The sequence below is a fragment of the Idiomarina sp. genome, from assembly GCF_048260185.1.
GTDB lineage: Bacteria > Pseudomonadota > Gammaproteobacteria > Enterobacterales > Alteromonadaceae > Idiomarina.
Window position 1 is genome coordinate 48,796 of record NZ_JBLXHB010000001.1, and the last position, 18,862, is coordinate 67,657.

The window sequence follows — 18,862 nt, forward strand, 5'->3', positions numbered from 1 at the left end:
GTGAACTGGTGGACGAATAATAAAGGCGAATTTAATAAGCTAGCTAAACTGACCGGCCCTATTCTGGTGGCTCAGTTAACTCAAATGTTAATGAGTGTCGTGGATACGGTCATGGCCGGGCGTAAAGGCGCGGTTGATTTGGCTGCTGTGTCCGTCGGTGGCAGTATTTTTGTGCCGGCAACTTTATTGGTGTTTGGTCTGGCGCTGGCATTAGCGCCCATTATCTCGCACCTGGACGGATCAAATTCACACCGGCGTGTCGCTAACATATTGCAACAGGGGTTCTACGCTTGCGCCATTGTTGGTGTTATTACGTTACTGGGTATGTCATCAGCGCCCTGGTTGCTGGACATCATGGAAGTTGAGGACGACTTTCGCGCCATTACTCTGGACTATTTGTTTTACATCTCCTGGGGCATACCGGGCTTTGTTATTTACGCGGTACTGAGAAACTTCTGTGAGGGCTTGTCGAACACTATGCCGTCGCTGATCATTGGTTTTATTGGGTTGTTGATAAATATTCCGGCAAACTACATTTTTGTTTACGGCGAATTTGGTATGCCGGAGCTGGGTGGGGCCGGCTGCGGTCTGGCAACGGCTATTGTCTTGTGGGGTATGGCACTTTCAATGGTGGTTTATACCTTTACCGCCAAACGTTACAAGCGGTTGCGTCTGCTCCGTCGCTGGTACCGGCCTAACTGGGATGACGTTACCTACGTTATTCGTATCGGTTTCCCGATTTCGATGTCGCTCTTTTTCGAGGTCAGTCTGTTTGCTGCTGTGGCGTTATTAATTGCGCCGCTGGGGCCGACAGTGGTTTCTGCTCACCAAATTGCACTGAACATAAGTTCCTTAGTGTATATGGTGCCGCTGAGTATCTCTATGGCGGTAACTTTACGGGTTGGCTTTGCGCTGGGTGCGGGTAACCCGAAAAACGCCATGTTGAGCTTTAAACTCGCGATGCTGTTTGGTGGCGTGTTTGCGGGCGTTAATGGTTTAATTATGTATCTGGGCGGCGGTTGGTTAGCCAGCCTTTACACTCCTGACCAGGATATTATCAACCTGGCAGCCACGCTGATGGGGCTGGCGGCTATTTTCACTGTGTCGGACACCTTCCAGGCTATTTCTATTGGCACTCTGCGTGGTTACAAAGACACCAAATACCCAATGATATTGGCCTTTATTTCGTATTGGCCATTTGGTTTAACCGTTGGTTATATTCTGGGGCTGACCGACTGGGTCGTGCCGGCCATGGGCGCCGCCGGATTCTGGATTGGCTTTATCAGTGGCTTAAGTGTCGCGGCCGTACTCTTGTCACTGCGCTTACGCCGCGTATCTCGCCGATACGAGCGTAAGCACTTTCGTGAGCAGTTAAACAGCGCCGCTTAACCGCGGCGCTTCGCTAATACCTTCAGCACATCGTCCAGACTAAGCTCATTGGCTCGCAGCGCAACCAGCAAATGATAAAGTAAATCCGCGCTCTCATTAGCCAGCTCGTCTTTATCGGCAGTTGCCGCTGCCAGAGCGACTTCCACGCCTTCCTCCCCAACTTTTTGAGCCACTCGTTTTAACCCCTTAGCAAACAGGCTGGCAGTGTAACTTTCGTTGGTATCTGCGCCTTTACGGCTGGCAATGAGCGAGTCAAGTTCATGCAGCAAGGGTTTAGGTGCCTCGGCAAAACAGCTGCGGTTGCCTAAATGGCAGGTAGGGCCATCGGGTATAGCCTGAACCAGTAATGCATCGTTATCACAGTCTGAATAGATGCCCTCAAGCCGGAGGTAGTTGTTTGAGCTTTCACCTTTAGTCCATAAACGTTCTTTACTGCGGCTATAAAAAGTGGTTTTGCCGGAAGATAAACTTTCTTTAATGGCGTCGGCATTCATGTAAGCCTGCATCAGAACTTCGCCTGTTAAAGCATGTTGCACTGTGCAGGGCAGTAAACCTGACATTTTCTCCCAGGCCAGCTCGTCTATGTTATTCAAATCAATTTTCATCTCGTCTCCTGAAGCGCTTCAATGGGGCGAACCGCAATATCATTGGCGGCCATTGCGGCTTTGACGTCGCTGATACTGAATAGGTTTTTGTGAAACACCGAAGCCGCAAGTGCACCATCTACCTGCGCCTTTTGAAAGGCATCAACAAAATGTTGAATGTCACCGGCACCACCTGACGCGATTAACGGCACAGAGCAATGCTCGCGCAATGCCGACAGCTGTGCAATATCGTAACCTTGACGCACTCCGTCCTGATTCATGCAGTTCAACACAATTTCACCAGCGCCACGGGAAATGACTTCCTGTAACCAGTCTTTTGTCTGCCATGCCGATTTGTGCGACTTGCTCTCGTCGCCGGTAAACTGGTGCACTTCGTATTCACCGGACTGCTCGTTATAAAAGCTGTCTATGCCAATAACAATGCACTGCTGGCCGAACTCTTCAACCAGCGAGTTAATTAAATTGGGGTTAAGCAGGGCCGGCGAGTTAATGGAAATTTTGTCCGCGCCCATAGACAGCATGGTTTGTGCGTGCTCAACCGAACGAATACCGCCGGCAACGGTGAAGGGAATGTTGATTTCCCGGGCAACCCGCTCAACCCAGGACTTATCCACCGTGCGGCCATCTGCCGATGCGGTAATGTCGTAAAACACCAGTTCGTCGGCACCGCTTTCTGCATAGCGTTTTGCCAGCGGCAGAATATCACCAATAATTTCATGGTTACGGAACTTCACCCCTTTAACCACTTGTCCGTCTCGAACGTCCAGACAGGGGATTACGCGTTTTGCCAGCATGCTAATGCCTCCTGCATAGTGAAAACGCCGGTAAGTAAGGACTTACCTAATATAACCGAGTCACAGTTCACTGCTTTCAAATCTTTAAGATCGTCTAAGCAACTGACTCCACCGGATGCCTGCCAGACCACTTGTGGGTAAAGTGCTTTATAGCGCTTGTAGAGCTCGACATTGGTGCCGGTCATGGTGCCGTCTTTACTGATATCGGTACAAAGCACGTGGCGACAACCGAGATCCAGATAGCGGTTTAGAATATCATCCAGTGTATGCGTGCTGGCCTCTTGCCAGCCGTGCGTAGCCACCATTGCATTGCCATCTGCGTCAATATTGACATCCAGAGCGAGGACTATCTTTTCAGGTCCATAGGTCTCGAACCAGCGAGTGACTTTATCCGGATTATTCACCGCAGTTGAACCAATTACAGCACGTTCAATGCCGGCTTCAAATAAGGCTTCCAAATCTGCTGTTGTGCGTATTCCACCCCCTGCCTGACACCGCATACCTGACTCTGAGGCAAGTTTAGCCAACAAGGCCTGTTGTCGTCTGTCAGGATCTTTGGCACCGTCTAAATCAACCAGATGCAGCCATTTTGCACCTGCCTCAGCATAAAGCTGAGCCTGGCCTAAAGGTGTTAAATCAAATTCAGTTTTTTGTGCAAAGTCGCCCTGATACAGACGTACAACTTTTCCATCGATAAGATCCAGAGCAGGGATCAGCATAATTTTAACTCCAAAAAACGTTTCAACAGAGCTTCGCCGGTTTTACCTGAGCGTTCGGGGTGAAACTGCGCACCAAAATAGTTGTTGTGCCGTATCATAGAGGCAAACCGTTCACCGTATTCGCTACTGGCAATGGTGTACTCATCAACGGCTACAGCAAAACTGTGTACGAAATAGCAGTAGCTGTCGTTTGTGTCGACTAACGGGTTGTCCTCGGTTGGCTGCAGTGTATTCCAGCCCATGTGCGGCAACGGAAGACCATACTCGCGAAGGCGTTTGGTTTTCGCCGGAATCAGGTTAAGACAATCAACGTCACCTTCTTCTGAGTGCGAGGTCAATAATTGCATGCCCAGACAAATACCCAGCACGGGCTGGGTTAATTCCCGAAGCGGCTCTACGAGTTGCTTTCGCTGCAAGTTACGCATAGCCGCCGCAGCTGTGCCTACGCCGGGCAAAATGACACGGTCGGCGGCTCTTATTTTTTCTGCGCTATCGGTAATAAGAACCGAGTAGCCCAGCCGTTCCACCGCAAAGCGGACCGATGTCAGGTTGGCACACTCGGTATCGACAATCACCACATTCATGCCAGCATCCCCTTACTTGAAGGCAACTGTTGGTCTCCGGTTTTGGTAATGGCCTGACGCAGCGCCCGGCCAAATACCTTAAACAGGCTTTCGACCTGGTGGTGGGTGTTACCCTCGGTGGTCGATAAGTGCAGGCTCATTGCCATGGCGTCGGTTAACGAGCGGAAAAAGTGTTCCACCATTTCGGTCGATAACTCGCCGACTTTGTCGCGGGTGAAATCAGCTTCCCATTTCAAATAGGGGCGTCCGGATAAATCGATCAGACATTCCGCCCGGCATTCATCCATAGGCAGAGCAAAGCCAAAGCGACCAATGCCGCGCTTGTCGCCAAGTGCTGAGCGCAATGCCTGGCCCAGCGCCAGAGCGGTGTCTTCAATGGTGTGGTGATCATCAATGTGTAAATCACCCTTAACCTTAACCGAAAGCGAGAAACCGGCGTGTGTGGCTATTTGCTCAAGCATGTGATCAAAAAAGCCAATGCCGGTATCAAATTCGCGCGGTGCCTGACTGTCTAAATCCACCTTAATGTTAATATCCGTTTCCCGTGTGGTACGGGTAACTGACGCTGTACGCGGGTTGTCCAGTAGCTGGTGAACAATGGCATCCCAGTTGAGTTCGGTGCGGCTGTAACGCAGGCCTTCAATGCCCATGTTTTCAGCTAGCTGTAGGTCAGTTTCGCGATCGCCAATAACGTAGGAGTTGGTAAAGTCGACACGGCCTTCTTTCAGGTACGACTTTACCAGCCCAAGCGCAGGCTTACGGCAGCTGCAGTTATCACTGTCAAAGTGAGGGCAAATCAAAACATCGTTAAAGCGAATACCTTGTGATTCAAACACCGCCATCATCAAATTATGTGGTGCATCAAAATCGGCTTGTGGAAAGCTGTCTGTACCCAGGCCGTCCTGGTTGGACACCATCACCAGTTGATAACCAGCCTGTTGCAGTTTTAGCAAAGCCGGTACCACGTTCGGTTCAAACACCAGCTTCTCAATGCTGTCCAACTGCTTGTCCGTAACCGGTTCTTCAACCAGGGTGCCGTCACGGTCAATGAATAAAATAGGCTTCTGGCTCATGAAAAATAGTCCTTTAATTGTTGAATCAGTTCGTCATTTTCGGCGGCGCTGCCAATAGTTATGCGAACAACGTTTTCCAGTCCCCGCTGCGCCGACTGATTACGTATTAATAGGCCGTTATCGGCAAGTGTCTTCACTAAACCAGCGGCATCTTCACACTGATACAGTAAAAAGTTCGTGTCACTTTCTGATACCAGAGTCAGTGGGGTTTGCTTTAAGGCTGTTTGCACTCGGTCGCGCTCGGCTAATAAGGTCGCTACCTGTTGCTGAAGTCGTTCAAGCGGACTTGTCTGCAAAGCCTGAACCGCAATTTGCACTGTCGGGTCTGGCAAAGGGTACGGCGCCAGAACTTTCTGCAGTAACTCAATGATGTCGTCATTCGCCAGCAAAAAGCCGCAGCGAATGCCGGCCAGAGCAAAGGCTTTCGATAAGGTACGTAAAACCACCAAATTCGGATAACGTTCCAGCCAACTGACAACGCTGTCACCGGAGCTGAACTCAATATAGGCTTCATCAACTACCACAATAGAACGTGGCGAGTGTTGCAGCACTTGTTCAATATCATCGGTATTCAGCGCATTGCCCAGCGGGTTTGAAGGCGAACACAGGAAAACAACCTTGCACTCAGCGGATGCCTCGATGACGGCTTCAGTATCGAGTTGCCAATTGTCCAGCAAAGGAACCTCAGTAACACCAACCGCAAAGGTTTTAGCCGAAATAGCGTACATACCGTAAGTGGGCGGGCAAATCAGCACCTTGTCCTGCCCCGGCTCACAAAAAGCTCGTATCAGTAACTCGATACCCTCATCCGAACCACGGCTGCTTAACACCTGTGAGGCATCAATTCCGGCGTATTCAGCGTAGGCCTGGTTCAGCGGCTTAGACTGAAACTCCGGGTAACGGTTAAGTTTGCTGTCATCAACAGTGTACGAGTTACTGTAAGGAGATTCGTTTGCGTTCAGCCAGATATTGCCGCCACTCATGCTACGTCTTGCAGAGGCGTATGGAGTTAGCTGCTTCAGGTGCTGGCGCTGTATCTGCTCAACAATGCTCATAGTTTGCTCTCCGTACTTTTAGTCTCTGTACGAATAGTTACGGCACGTTTGTGCGCATCTAAACCTTCAACGTCAGCCAAAGTCGTAATGGCTTCCGCTAACTGGCGTAGTCCGTCCTGGCTGGCTTCCTGTACCGTATAGCGACGGTAAAAATCAACCAGCCCGAGACTGCTGTAATTGCGGGCATAGCCATAAGTTGGCAGCACGTGGTTGGTACCGGTGGCATAGTCACCGCCGGACTCCGGTGTATAATGTCCGACAAAGACGGAGCCTGCACGGGTTAACTTCGGTAGCAGCTCACGCGCGTTATCGGTCTGAATAGAAAGGTGCTCGGGCGCATAGGTTTCGCTAATGGCTATGGCTTCATTCATATCGGCAACCACCAACAGACGACTGGCCTGCAAGGCCTGCTCGGCAATATCGGCGCGACTTAATTGAGCGCATTGTGCAATCAGCTCCTGCCGTACGTTCTCTGCGACCGTCATTGACGGCGTAAGTAAAATAACCTGGGAGTCCGGGCCGTGCTCAGCCTGCGAGAGTAAATCTGCCGCCACATAGGCCGGGTTTGCACTGTCATCAGCAATAACCAACAGCTCTGAGGGGCCTGCCGGTAAATCCATGGCACAACCGCTGTCATTCTGGCTGACTTGTTGCTTGGCTTCGGTCACAAAACTGTTCCCCGGGCCAAACACTTTACCCACAGCAGGCGATGACTCTATGCCGTACGCCAGCGCGCCAATTGCCTGAGCGCCGCCACACAATAGGATGTCGGTAACGCCGCAGCGCTTAGCCGCATAGAGCAGGGCGGCTGGTAATTCACCCTGCTTATTAGGCGGGCTGACCATAACCACACGCTGACATCCGGCAATTTGCGCGGGCACGCCCAGCATTAAAGCAGTGGATGGCAAGGTTGCGCTGCCACCGGGAATGTATAAACCAACCGCATCTAAAGGAGCATAACGCAGCTCACATTGCACGCCGGGTGCTGTTTCAATTCTTAAATTCTGCGGGCGCTGTGCTTCGTGAAAGCGGTAAATGGTTTGATACGCGGTATCTATGGCGCGTTTTACTTTGTCATCTAAACTAGCTACGGCGGCTTCCACTTGTTGATCACTCATTCGCAGTGAGGTCGCATCCGGGTTGTCAAACTGGCGGGTATAGTTCAGCACCGCACGTTCACCGTTATCACGAACGTCACTCAGAATAACTGCAACCTTCTCTCGCAGTGACTCTGCCTGAGCCCGTCCGGGGCGCGCTAAACGTTGAGCTTGCTCCGCTTCTGACAGGCTCTGCCATTGTTCAATGGGTATTTGTAATTCACTCATGATCACCCCATCATTTTTTCTATAGGCAGTACGAGTATCGAACTGCAGCCCATAGATTTAAGATCTTCCATGGTTTCCCAGAATAGCTTCTCGGTGCTGACCATGTGCACGGCAACTTGTTCGTCGGTGTGGCTAAGAGGCAGAATAGTCGGTGTTTCTGCACCGGGTAACAACTCTACGACTTGCTCTAATTTGTTTTTTGGAGCGTGCAGCATAATGTACTTGCTTTCCCGCGCCATTTGCACGCCGTCTATGCGAGGCAGCAACTGATCTATCATGGCCTGTTTTTCTTCCGACAGGCTGTCAGCACGTTGTATTAACTGCGCCTGCGAACGGAATATCACATCTTTCTCTACTAACCCGTTTGCTTCCAGCGTAGCACCGGTGGAAACTAAGTCACATATCGCTTCGGCAAGGCCCGCACGGGGAGCAACTTCCACAGAACCGGTCAGCATAACCGTACGCGCATTCACACCGTTGTCTTTCAGGTAACGCTTAAGCAACTGCGGGTAGGTGGTGGCAACGCGTAAGCCATCTAGATCTTTCAGCGACTGGTACTGGCTTTCTCTGGGAACCGCCAACGACAACCGGCACTGACCAAACTCAAGTCCGCGTAATGGCTGATAGGCCGCGACAGAGTCGGTTGCAATGCGCTCTAACCGGGCTTCTTCCAGCACGTTCTCGCCAACCAGGCCTAAATCAACCACGCCGTCCATAACCAGACCCGGAATGTCGTCATCACGTACGCGCAGTAAATCGATAGGGTGACTGGTGCTGTGCGCAATTAAGCGTGCTTCGTTAACACTAAATTTCACACCGCAGGCATTCAGCAATGCCATAGATTCCTTACTCAGTCTTCCTGATTTCTGTATCGCAATGGTTAAACGGTCAGTCATAACAGCTCCTAAAATGAAAAACCCCCGAAGGTATATGCCTTTCGGGGGTTGTATAGTCAATCGAAAGGCTAGCGTTTATACGGCTAGCCCAAACATTAAGTTCACGGCTAGGCCATACAGTTCCAATGATGATGATGGTGGCTGTGAACAAAACGCATAATTAACACTCCAATAAAAATAGTTTTACTTCGTAAAGTTGTATAGCACTATAACAGCTGACAAATGTAATGCAAGAGTAAACTTATTGGTTATTTAGTCGATATAAGCTTATTATTTAACCAGTGGTTGTATAGTCAAATAACAGAATTCATTCTCTGCGAGGCGAAAGACAACGACAATGGCAAACTTTGATGCAATGGTTCCGTTGATCCCCAAAGACACTCGCGTGCCTGTGGACTTCGCCCGTGAGCAGATGAAAATAAACCAGGTGGAGAAAATACACGAGCTTCGCGCCGCCAGTGAAGAAGAAAACTCGACCATCAATGAAGATAAACAACGAGATGACAATCAGCATCATCAACCACAACAGCAAGCGTCGCCACAAACGGAACCTGAAGAGGCTGCTGACGACGATGAAACTCCTTCTTCAGGGCATATAGACACCTACGCCTGAGCAAACATCTATGTCATAATACGTGCCTATTTCTTCGGCGGTATAGGTTATGGCGACGGTTTTATCAGTATTTAAGCCAACAGGCGAGCTCGCACAAGCAATTACAAACTTCCAGCCACGAGCCGCTCAGCAGCAAATGGCAGAAGCCATAGCGGCTACCGTTAAGAAAAAAGGTGAGTTAGTGGTTGAAGCCGAGACCGGCACCGGTAAAACTTTTGCGTATTTGGCTCCTGTGCTACTGGGCAAAGGCAAAGCGATTGTTTCTACCGGCACTAAAAACCTGCAGGAACAGCTGTTCCACCGCGACTTACCCATGTTAAGAAAAGTGCTGGCGCCGGAAAAAGTTGTCGCTTTATTAAAAGGCCGTTCAAATTATTTGTGTCTGCACCGCATGGAGCAGGCAACCCAACAGGCCGGACAGTTCAGTAAAGACATTCAAAATCAGCTTATTACGGTAAAGCGCTGGGCGACATCCACACGCAGTGGTGACGTAGGCGAGCTGAACGCCTTAGCGGAAGACGCCTCGGTGTTACCGCAGGTAACCAGCACTCAGGACAACTGCCTGGGGCGGGACTGTCCGGTGTACGAAGACTGCCACTTAGTTAAAGCCCGCAAAGAAGCCATGGAAGCCGATATTGTGGTGGTCAACCATCATCTTTTCTTTGCCGATATGGCGCTAAAAGACACCGGTTTTGGTGAATTGATTCCCAGCGTGGATACGGTGGTCTTTGACGAAGCTCATCAAATTCCGGACATTGCCAGCCAGTACTTTGGCGAAACGGTTTCCAGTCGGCAACTGACAGAAATGTGCGAAGAACTGCAGCGTTTATGTATGACTGAGCTGAAGGACTTGTCGCAGGCCAGCGCTATGGCACGTACGTTATTACAGACTCTGAAAGACTGGCGGTTGTTGTTTCCGCGGGACCCTATGCGCGGCAACTGGCGAGACTGGCGCAAAAAACCGGACGTTGCCGAGGTGGCTGAGCGGGTGCAGGAGCGTTTAACCCTGCTGACCGATGTTATGAAAACCGCTATAGGCCGTAATAAAGATTTTGATAATCTACATGAACGCGCTGAACAGCACCTTTATATTTGGCGTCAGCTAATGGATGTCGACCGTACCGGCTACAGCTTTTGGTTTGAAACCACGCCCCGTCACGTCAGCTTGCATCAAACGCCGCTAAGCGTTGCCAAGACTTTCGGTGGCTATATTAAGCGCAACAAAATGAGCTGGGTATTTACCTCGGCTACTTTGGCGGTTAACGGTAAGTTTGACTACTTTACCAAGCGTTTAGGCATAGATGACGCCGATACCTTATTACTGGAAAGTCCGTTTGATTTTGCTAAGCAGGCCAAGCTGTGTTTACCGAGGTATTTGCCCGAAGCGAACAATCCGAATCGGCATCAGATGCTGACCGAAATTGCGGAGCAGTGCGTTAAGGTGAACCGGGGCGGCACTTTTCTGCTGTTTACCAGCCACCGAATGTTGCAGCAAATGGCTGCAATATTACGCGATCGGCTGGATCGCGACATTTTGGTGCAGGGCGAGTCCGGGAAAACAGAGTTACTGGAAACCTTCACCAAAAAAGGTAATGCCGTGCTGTTGGGTACTTCGTCCTTTTGGGAAGGGGTAGATGTGCGGGGTGAAGCCTTGCGTTGCGTTATTATCGACAAACTGCCGTTTGCCTCGCCGGACGACCCTTTGCTGAATGCGCGTGTTGAAGATGCCCGCTTGCGTGGTGTCGATGCGTTCAGCACGATACAATTACCGCAGGCAATAATTGCGCTGAAACAGGGCGCAGGACGATTAATTCGCGATAAAGACGACTCCGGTGTGTTAATTGTTTGCGACAGTCGTTTAGTAACGCGCCAATACGGTAAGCAATTTTTATCCAGCTTGCCTGCTATGTCACGAACCCGGGATTTAAATGAAGCGCTGAGTTTTTTAGCGCAGGTTGCAGAGAAAGATGAAACCAATAATGACGAACTTATTAGCAGTTGATACGTCGACTGAAAATTGCTCAGTGGCTATTCGCTGGCAGGATAATTTCTTTAGCGAAGCAATAGAAAGCCCGCGGGAGCACTCGCAGCGTTTACTGCCTTTTGTTGAACAAATGCTGCAGCAGGCAGAAACCGAATTAAGTCAGTTGGACGGGCTGGTCGTTGGCGTAGGGCCCGGCAGTTTTACCGGCGTACGCATTGGTGTATCTATGGCGCAGGGTCTGGCTTTTAGCGCCGAATTACCGGTATATCCGGTCAGTAGCCTGCAGGCGTTAGCGCAGCAAGCCATTCGTAAACACAATGCAGAAGCGGTTGTGGCCTGTATTGATGCGCGCATGGGTGAAATTTATTACGCCTTGTACCGTAATAATAATGGTCTTGCTGAACAAATAACGGAGCCCGCCGTTGCTGAACCCTCTGCTAGTTTATTCGCAGAGCATAATGTCCAGGGCTTTCATACTGCGGGAACTGGCTGGGACAACTACGCCGGTACTCTGGACCCTAAGCAGGAATTAAAGCACAGCATGGATTGCCGGTTACCGCTGGCGGAAGACATGCTGACAATAGCAACTAAAGGCTGTGTTTCTGCGGTCGATGCAGAGGACTTAGAACCTTTGTATGTTCGTAATGAAGTGACCTGGAAAAAATTGCCGGGTCGATAACTTGTAGAATGGCACTGAACTCGCCATAATAAAATCAGTCTTACTAACAGATGAGTCATCGTTGACGTGCGAATAAATCCGCAAGCGGTTCAGCCGCTAAACAGCCAGCAACAGGGGCCACAAAGGCCTGCGCCGGATGATCAGCAACGCCAGGAGCAGAGCCCGGCGAAAGTTGCTGATACCCGGCAGGTAGTGCCTGATGCCCGGCAAAGTCAGCGGCGCGCAGAACGGTGGGAATCACTTAATACGTTTTACGATGAGCCACCACAACGTTCTCAAAAAGCACTTAATGCTTATCAAAACATAGCGTTAAGCGAGAAAAGAGAGCAAATTACGTCAATGTTTGGTGTTGATGTTTACGCCTGAGTGAGGTCTGTTATGAAAACGATATTTGCAGTGTTAACAACACTGGTACTGGTTGGTTGCTCTTCAGTTCCTGATGAGCTTGCCACCGACAATGAAGAGGCTTTGGTGGGCTATAAGGTTGCCAAGCATCAAGGCGATGAAGTAGCAGGTGAGCCAGCCCGTTGGGGTGGTGTTATAGCCGACGTCCGCAACGCCGAAGATCATACCGTACTTGAAGTTGTCAGTTTCCCGCTAAAACGTTGGGGGCGTCCTGAGGTTAGCGATAACAGCGACGGGCGTTTCTTAGCCGTAGTTAATGACTTTGTTGACCCAGATGTCTATCAGCAGGGCCGGGCAATTAGTTTTGTTGGTACTATTGGTCAAACCCAGCAGGGCAAAATTGACGAATACGTTTATACCTATCCGGTTATTGAAGCAACGGGGTATCACCTGTGGAAGGTTGAGAAACAGAAAAGCCATGTAGAAGTTGACTATTCACCACTGTGGTTCCGCCATAACTTCTATTCACCTTATTATCCTTACCGTTATCCGGTTCCGGTACGTGTTCGTGTGCAGGACAACTCGGGTACTCCGGCTAAAAACCGCAACTAATTCGTCCTTTAATGGATTATCAAGAAGCTTTAGAGCAGGCTACCCCAGTCAGTTATACGCTGGACTGGGGGACAGTTCGGGGTCTGTGCTGGGGCGATCCTAACGACATAAGAGTTATTGCGACCCATGGTTGGTTAGACAACAGCCACAGCTTTTTACCTATAGCCCGGTACTGGTCACCTGACAAAGGTGGGCTTTTAGCGCTTGACTGGCCCGGTCACGGGCACAGTGATCACCGTCCGGTGGGAAACTATTATCATTTTATCGACTATGCTTATGACTTATGGCAGCTGATTCAGCAGCAGGGCTGGCAGAATTTAACCTTGCTGGGTCATTCTATGGGCGGTTTTGTCAGCAATGTGGTTGCGGCATTATGTCCGGAGCGTATTCAGCAATTACTATTAGTTGAAGCCTTTGGGTTGCTGGTGTCTGACGGAACAAATGCGCAGGAGCAACTGAAGCAGGGCTTTTTAAGTCGGAAAAAATTGCAGACACCGCGCTGGCGAAGCTACGCAGACTTCGACTCGGCGGTAGAGGCCAGAGCCGCTCAGGCTGACTTTTCAGCCAATTTAGTCCGGTTAATTGTTGAGCGTGGCTGCGAGCGTGGTGAAGATGACCGCTGGCATTGGCGAGCCGATGCCAGAGTAAAAACAACATCAGCCTATAGGTTACCGAGCTCGGCGGTGGATGACTTGTTTGAAAAATTAACTATGCCAGTGACCGTTGTGCGTGGAAATCGCGGTTATGATCAGTTAGACAGCGCATTTGAGCGATGGCAGGATAAAGTTTCTGGCTTAAGTTGTAAGACATTGGAAGGTGGACATCACGTACATATGGAACAACCTGAGAAAATAGCTGAACTGCTTAAATCGTACGTTTAGCGGCTGGTAACGACTAGGATTAACTGGTCGGATATGCGATGATTGCGCCACTGAAAATAACTATAAATAGTGAGAGGCGGAGCCTTTTATGGATAAAATTTGGTTGGAAAACTACCCAGCGGGAGTACCGGAAACAATTGACCCGGATCACTTTGCGTCGTTGGTTGATATACTTGAACAGTCCATTGAAAAGTACGGCGAGAAAACGGCTTTCGTAAACATGGACTCAGAAATGAGTTTCAAAGAACTGGGTCTGAAAACCCGCGACTTTGCCGCTTACTTGCACAGTACCGGCCTTAAAAAAGGCGACGCTGTTGCGGTTATGATGCCAAATTTGCTGCAATACCCTGTGGCGTTATTCGGTATTTTACGAGCCGGTATGACTGTAGTGAACGTCAACCCACTTTATACTCCGCGCGAGTTAAAGCATCAGCTGGTAGATTCTCAGGCAAAAGCTCTGGTTATTCTGGAAAACTTTGCTCAAACCTATGAAAAAATAAAAGAAGAAGCTCCGCTCGATTTAGTTATTACCACACAAATTGGCGATCAATTACCTTTGCTTAAACGCTATCTGGTTAACTTTGTGGTTAAGCATATAAAACGTATGGTGCCTTCTCATAAGCTAAAAGGCACGGTGAGTTTTAATCAGGCGCTGGCCAAAGGAACTATGGTTGACTATAAACGCCCTGAAGTGACCGGCGATGATATTGCCTTTTTGCAATACACCGGTGGAACAACGGGGGTGGCCAAAGGCGCTATGCTGTCGCACCGCAATATGGTTGCTAACCTCGAGCAAGTTTCCTCGGTTATTACTCCTATAATGAATGACGGCGAAGAGACCATTATTACTGCGTTGCCGCTGTATCATATCTTTGCGTTAACCGCGAACTGCCTTACCTTTATTAAGCACGGCGGCAAGAACGTCTTAATTACCAACCCGCGCGATATGCCTAACTTTGTGAAAGAGCTGAATAAGTATCCTTTCTCAATGATTTCAGGGGTTAACACGCTGTTTAATGGTCTGTTGAACACTAAAGGCTTTAAAGACGTTAACTTCTCTAATTTAAAAATTGCCCTGGGCGGCGGTATGGCGGTTCAGCGTGCAGTGGCCGAAGAGTGGGAGCGGGTAACCAAGTCTCGTTTGCTGGAAGGTTATGGTTTAACCGAGTGTTCTCCGGTGGTTACCGTTAACCCTTACGACATTGAACATTACACGGGCAGTATTGGTTTGCCGGTACCAAGTACCGACATGCGTATTGTTGACCCTGAAACGCGCGAAGAAGTGGCTTTAGGTGAACCGGGCGAGCTGGAAGTGAAAGGCCCGCAAGTTATGGTGGGTTACCTGAACCGTCCTGATGCGACAGCCGAATCAATTAAAGACGGCTGGTTTGCAACGGGGGACATGGCCACTGTTGATGAGCGTGGTTACTTCAAAATTGTGGATCGTAAAAAGGACATGATTTTGGTGTCGGGTTTTAATGTTTATCCGAACGAAATTGAAGACGTACTAGCTGACCATCCTAAAATTCTTGAGTCGGCAGCCATAGGCGTGCCGCACGAGTCGTCTGGTGAAGCGGTAAAAGTCTTCATTGTGGCAAAAGATAAATCACTGACCGAACGTGAAGTTATCGACTTTTCGCGCGAAAACCTGACCGGTTACAAAGTACCTAAACTGGTTGAGTTCCGTGATGAATTGCCTAAATCCAACGTCGGCAAAATAATTCGCCGTGAATTACGCGATGAAGAGGACGACGCTTGACTCTGCCGTTAGAATTACCCGAGTCGGTACAACAATACCGGCTCGTTACCACCACTGATGATTTACAATATCTCTGCCAGCAGGCCGTAAAATGCGGTTGGTTCGCTATTGACTCTGAGTTTGTGCGTGAACGCACTTACTACGCTCAGCTAGGCTTATTACAAATTCACGCTAACGGTACAACGGCTGTTATTGACCCGCTGGCGGATATTGATCTAGAGCCTTTATGGCAATTGATTTCCTGTGATGAAGTCGAAACCGTATTGCATGCCGGTGGCGAAGATATTGAACTGTTTTTTCAGCAAAGCAATGGCCGCCAACCCAAACAAATTTTTGATAGCCAGATAGCCGCCGGTTTTTGTGGCTTGGGTGACTCAATGGGCTATGCTCGCTTGGTCGATGCCTTATTTGACGGCGTTGAGCTGGACAAAAGCTTGTCACGCACCAACTGGCTTAAGCGTCCGTTAAGTGACGAACAATTGGACTATGCCGCTGCCGATGCCAGTTATCTGGCGATAATGTACCCGCACCTTAAAGCTCTGTGTGAAGAAAAAGGTGTGCTGGATATTGTGTACGAAGAGTCGCAAATTCAGGTACGTAAACGCACTCAAAGCTGGCCGGATGATCTGCTTTATTTAGGTGTTGGCAATGCCTGGCAACTGAACCCGCGTCAGTTAGCTGCGCTTAAAATTTTAACGCCCTGGCGTTTGCATAAAGCACGTGAGCGCGACATTCCCTTAGGCTTTATTGCCAAAGACGGGGTCTTGCTTGAACTAGCCCGAAGAATGCCAAAAAGCGACGACGAGCTAAGTCGAATTCCCGATTTGGCGCCTATGTCACGTAAGTATTCGGGGCGCGATATTATTCGCTGTATTCAGCAGGCTGAACAGGTGCCTGAAACGGAACTGCCGAAAACTCTTGAGCGCCTGGACGATATGGACGGTTATAAACCAACCTTTAAGGCTATTAAAAAAGCGGTTACCGAACTTGCTGAAAGCCTGCAGGTTCCGGCGTCGTTAGTGGCTTCGCGTAAGCAAATTAACGACATTATTAACTTTCACTGGCAGTATTCAACTCAACAACAGCAACGTTTGCCGCAACCTGACTTAATGGTGGGTTGGCGCAAGCAGGCAATTGGGGCAGAATTACAGGCTATAATTAGCAAGTAGCCCCATTCAGGAGAACTGCCATGCTGTGTGATGTTTATCGCAGCTCGAAAAAAGCCGATACCTATCTTTACCTGCCTCATGGTAACGAATTTACCGACGTGCCCGATGTGTTGTTGGGCCAGTTTGGTCGCGCCGAAAAAGTGCTGACAATTAACCTGGCCAACCGTGAACAGTTGGCGCGTTTAACGGTCGAAAAGTTACAACAGCATTTGCATAACGATGGTTTCTATTTGCAGTTACCACCGAAACGAGAGGAACTTCAAGTCAATGTTAACAAATAAAATAAAAGTGGCAGGGCTGGCTCTTTGTCTGGCTTCTTCATTTGCGCTTAGCGCACCGGTTTCTGCGTTTCAGGAAGCTGAGGATAAAGCGAAGAAAGAGTCCAGCGAAGAGGTTAATCAACAGTTTGCCACCTACGTTGAAGCTCTGAAAGCCGAAGCCATTGAAAGCGGCTATAAGCAGGACACACTGGATAAAGCTTTTGCCAAAGTTAAGTATTACGAGCGGGCAGTCGAGCTGGATAAAAATCAGCCGGAATTTAAGCTAACTCTGGATACTTACCTGCCACGTGCAGTACCGGACTGGAAAGCCGAAAAGGCACTGGAAAAGTACAACGAACACAAAGAGCTGCTGGAAAAAGTGGGCAAAGAGTACGGCGTACAGCCGCGCTTTATTGTGGCGTTGTGGGGCATTGAAACCAACTTTGGCTCGTTCACTGGTGGCTTTGATGTGGTATCGGCACTAACGACGCTGGCTTTTGACGGACGTCGCGAAGAGTTCTTTAAAAAGCAGCTTTGGGAAGCCTTAACCATTATCGAAGACGGCCACATTGAACCGGAGCAAATGAAAGGTTCATGGGCTGGCGCTATGGGTCAGACTCAGTTTATGCCCAGCTCTTTCATGAGTTACGCCGTAGACTACGATAACGATGGCAAAAAAGACATTTGGGGCAGCTACCCGGACGTATTTGCGTCAGCCGCTAACTACCTAAGCTCTGTTGGCTGGAAAGACGATGTAACCTGGGGACGTCAGGTACAACTACCTGAAGGCTTTGATGAGTCATTATCCGGGCTGGACACCAAGAAAAAATTAGCCGAGTGGGCAGATTTAGGTGTTACACGTTTTGACGGCTCTGAGTTGCCATCGCGTGGCGATATTGACGCCTCAATAGTGATTCCCGACGACAAAGAAGGCCGTGTTTACCTGGCTTATGCCAACTACGACGCCTTAATGCGCTGGAACCGTTCACATTACTTTGTGGCCGCCGTGGGCTATTTGTCCGACCGCATTCGTTTTCCAAGGTAATGCCTTGTCGGTATTAATGAAATGGTATGAGCAGCCGCTGCATACGCTCAGCCATGCACAGTGGGAAGCTCTGTGCGACGGCTGTGGGCAGTGCTGCTTAAACCAATTGCAGGACGAAGAAGACCATCTTTATTCCACCAATGTTGCCTGTCGGTTATTAGACACCGACACCGCGTGTTGCAGCGACTATGCTCACCGAAGCCAGCGCGTACCCGAGTGCGTTACTTTAACCCCCGACAACCTCGACGATGTTTACTTTATGCCAGCCAGTTGCTCGTATCGGCTGCGGGCAGAAGGGCAGCCTTTGCCTGAATGGCATCCGTTAAGGCACGAGGGCAGTAAAGAGCCAATGAAAAAAGCCGGCTATCATGTAGCCGGCCATTGCGTAAGTGAGGCGAAGTTCAAGGGCGACCTGGAAGACAGAATAGTAACCTGGCCCTTGTCTTAGCCCTGGCATTAAAACGGATTATTTGTGGTAAAGCACCAGTCCGTTTTTTTTCGTGAACGACGAAATAATGTGGCAGATAGTCACAATCACACCGATTAATAATAAGCCGGCAAAAATCACCGTCATCCAGCCCGGCATACCTAAGCCCAGCCATTGCCAGTCAATGTCACCGCATAACCCCGGCGCGGCAAACAGCCCCGGCATCCATTCGTGTAGTGGTGCCCAGTCAGGGAAATTAGGCGCGCTTTCACACACGGCAAAGAACGCGTTTTTCGAGGTTTGGAGATCCCAGTGGTCGTAGGCAATTAATAAGCCCTGATAACTGCTGTACAGCCAGCCAATTAAAGCCGCCCAGCGCGTTAACCAAAGCCCGGAACCAAACAGGCCGACAATAGCAGACAAGCCAATACCGGCAACCGCCATACGTTGATAAACACACTTTACGCAGGGCTCTAAGTTAAGAACCATCTGGAAGTAAAGCGCGGCGCCCAACAGGCCTGAACACCCTAAAAATAACAGTAACCAGGCAAAGGGTTTGTTAGGCCACTGACCCACAGACAGCATGATGATTTTCCTTAAGAAACTGTAAAAACGTAGAAACCATACCCAAATAGCGTGGTGTTGTCG

21 protein-coding genes are annotated in these 18,862 nt (G+C 49.6%); 12 read left to right on the plus strand and 9 right to left on the minus strand.

Annotation, left to right across the window (positions count from 1 at the left end):
- Complete coding sequence (locus ACN0RF_RS00255) at positions 1-1,389, plus strand: MATE family efflux transporter (RefSeq protein WP_034823007.1); 1,389 nt, start codon at positions 1-3, stop codon at positions 1,387-1,389.
- On the opposite strand, the gene hisIE is transcribed toward ACN0RF_RS00255, so the two are convergent.
- The 8 genes from hisIE to hisG are packed head-to-tail and all read right to left on the minus strand — an operon-like array spanning position 1,386 to position 8,440.
- On the minus strand, positions 1,386-1,994 hold the full coding sequence (gene hisIE / locus ACN0RF_RS00260) for a bifunctional phosphoribosyl-AMP cyclohydrolase/phosphoribosyl-ATP diphosphatase HisIE (RefSeq protein WP_417437635.1): 609 nt from the start codon (positions 1,992-1,994) through the stop codon (positions 1,386-1,388). The genes ACN0RF_RS00255 and hisIE overlap by 4 nt on opposite strands.
- The gene (hisF, locus tag ACN0RF_RS00265; protein ID WP_417437636.1) at positions 1,991-2,788 is read right to left on the minus strand and encodes an imidazole glycerol phosphate synthase subunit HisF; all 798 of its coding nucleotides are present in this window, start codon (positions 2,786-2,788) and stop codon (positions 1,991-1,993) included. Before hisF ends, hisIE begins: the two co-directional genes overlap by 4 nt.
- A complete protein-coding gene (gene hisA, locus ACN0RF_RS00270) occupies positions 2,770-3,507 on the minus strand; it encodes a 1-(5-phosphoribosyl)-5-[(5-phosphoribosylamino)methylideneamino]imidazole-4-carboxamide isomerase (protein ID WP_417437637.1) in 738 nt (245 codons plus the stop codon). The genes hisF and hisA overlap by 19 nt, the downstream gene beginning before the upstream one ends.
- The gene (hisH, locus tag ACN0RF_RS00275; RefSeq protein WP_417437638.1) at positions 3,501-4,091 is read right to left on the minus strand and encodes an imidazole glycerol phosphate synthase subunit HisH; all 591 of its coding nucleotides are present in this window, start codon (positions 4,089-4,091) and stop codon (positions 3,501-3,503) included. Before hisH ends, hisA begins: the two co-directional genes overlap by 7 nt.
- Positions 4,088-5,164: a bifunctional histidinol-phosphatase/imidazoleglycerol-phosphate dehydratase HisB gene (gene hisB / locus ACN0RF_RS00280; RefSeq protein ID WP_417437639.1), complete on the minus strand. Its 1,077-nt coding sequence runs from the start codon at positions 5,162-5,164 to the stop codon at positions 4,088-4,090. Before hisB ends, hisH begins: the two co-directional genes overlap by 4 nt.
- Complete coding sequence (gene hisC, locus ACN0RF_RS00285; protein ID WP_417437640.1) at positions 5,161-6,219, minus strand: histidinol-phosphate transaminase; 1,059 nt, start codon at positions 6,217-6,219, stop codon at positions 5,161-5,163. Before hisC ends, hisB begins: the two co-directional genes overlap by 4 nt.
- Positions 6,216-7,544, minus strand: coding sequence for a histidinol dehydrogenase (gene hisD, locus ACN0RF_RS00290; protein WP_417437641.1), 1,329 nt, complete (start codon positions 7,542-7,544; stop codon positions 6,216-6,218). The genes hisC and hisD overlap by 4 nt, the downstream gene beginning before the upstream one ends.
- 2 nt (positions 7,545-7,546) lie before the next feature.
- Entirely contained in the window at positions 7,547-8,440 is an 894-nt protein-coding gene (hisG, locus tag ACN0RF_RS00295) for an ATP phosphoribosyltransferase (protein ID WP_011235066.1), read from the minus strand.
- A 337-nt stretch (positions 8,441-8,777) separates the two neighbouring features.
- Between hisG and ACN0RF_RS00300 the strand changes: the two genes are divergently transcribed.
- The 11 genes from ACN0RF_RS00300 (at position 8,778) to ACN0RF_RS00350 (ending at position 18,235) form a co-directional block, all read left to right on the plus strand.
- Complete coding sequence (locus tag ACN0RF_RS00300) at positions 8,778-9,053, plus strand: hypothetical protein (RefSeq protein WP_414019119.1); 276 nt, start codon at positions 8,778-8,780, stop codon at positions 9,051-9,053.
- A gap of 49 nt (positions 9,054-9,102) precedes the next feature.
- The gene (locus ACN0RF_RS00305) at positions 9,103-11,055 is read left to right on the plus strand and encodes an ATP-dependent DNA helicase (RefSeq protein WP_417437642.1); all 1,953 of its coding nucleotides are present in this window, start codon (positions 9,103-9,105) and stop codon (positions 11,053-11,055) included.
- Positions 11,033-11,716: a tRNA (adenosine(37)-N6)-threonylcarbamoyltransferase complex dimerization subunit type 1 TsaB gene (gene tsaB / locus ACN0RF_RS00310; RefSeq protein ID WP_417437643.1), complete on the plus strand. Its 684-nt coding sequence runs from the start codon at positions 11,033-11,035 to the stop codon at positions 11,714-11,716. The genes ACN0RF_RS00305 and tsaB overlap by 23 nt, the downstream gene beginning before the upstream one ends.
- A 66-nt stretch (positions 11,717-11,782) precedes the next feature.
- Complete coding sequence (locus tag ACN0RF_RS00315) at positions 11,783-12,082, plus strand: hypothetical protein (RefSeq protein ID WP_272988857.1); 300 nt, start codon at positions 11,783-11,785, stop codon at positions 12,080-12,082.
- A gap of 12 nt (positions 12,083-12,094) precedes the next feature.
- Positions 12,095-12,673, plus strand: coding sequence for a Slp family lipoprotein (locus ACN0RF_RS00320; protein ID WP_417437644.1), 579 nt, complete (start codon positions 12,095-12,097; stop codon positions 12,671-12,673).
- 11 nt (positions 12,674-12,684) lie between these two features.
- On the plus strand, positions 12,685-13,554 hold the full coding sequence (locus tag ACN0RF_RS00325; RefSeq protein WP_417437645.1) for an alpha/beta fold hydrolase: 870 nt from the start codon (positions 12,685-12,687) through the stop codon (positions 13,552-13,554).
- An 88-nt stretch (positions 13,555-13,642) separates the two neighbouring features.
- Positions 13,643-15,313 (plus strand): long-chain-fatty-acid--CoA ligase FadD, encoded by a 1,671-nt coding sequence (gene fadD, locus ACN0RF_RS00330; protein WP_153850271.1) that lies wholly within the window; start codon positions 13,643-13,645, stop codon positions 15,311-15,313.
- Positions 15,310-16,482 (plus strand): ribonuclease D, encoded by a 1,173-nt coding sequence (gene rnd / locus ACN0RF_RS00335; protein ID WP_417437646.1) that lies wholly within the window; start codon positions 15,310-15,312, stop codon positions 16,480-16,482. The genes fadD and rnd overlap by 4 nt, the downstream gene beginning before the upstream one ends.
- Positions 16,483-16,502: 20 nt before the next feature.
- Positions 16,503-16,763 carry a YcgL domain-containing protein gene (locus tag ACN0RF_RS00340; RefSeq protein WP_011235057.1) on the plus strand — a complete coding sequence of 87 codons (261 nt, stop codon included), beginning with the start codon at positions 16,503-16,505 and terminating at the stop codon, positions 16,761-16,763.
- Complete coding sequence (locus ACN0RF_RS00345; RefSeq protein WP_417437647.1) at positions 16,750-17,787, plus strand: lytic murein transglycosylase; 1,038 nt, start codon at positions 16,750-16,752, stop codon at positions 17,785-17,787. The genes ACN0RF_RS00340 and ACN0RF_RS00345 overlap by 14 nt, the downstream gene beginning before the upstream one ends.
- Positions 17,788-17,791: 4 nt before the next feature.
- Positions 17,792-18,235 carry a YcgN family cysteine cluster protein gene (locus ACN0RF_RS00350; RefSeq protein ID WP_417437648.1) on the plus strand — a complete coding sequence of 148 codons (444 nt, stop codon included), beginning with the start codon at positions 17,792-17,794 and terminating at the stop codon, positions 18,233-18,235.
- 18 nt (positions 18,236-18,253) lie between these two features.
- Here the strand turns inward: ACN0RF_RS00350 and dsbB are convergent, their stop codons facing one another.
- Positions 18,254-18,799 (minus strand): disulfide bond formation protein DsbB, encoded by a 546-nt coding sequence (gene dsbB / locus ACN0RF_RS00355; RefSeq protein ID WP_417437649.1) that lies wholly within the window; start codon positions 18,797-18,799, stop codon positions 18,254-18,256.
- Positions 18,800-18,862 lie beyond the last annotated feature (63 nt).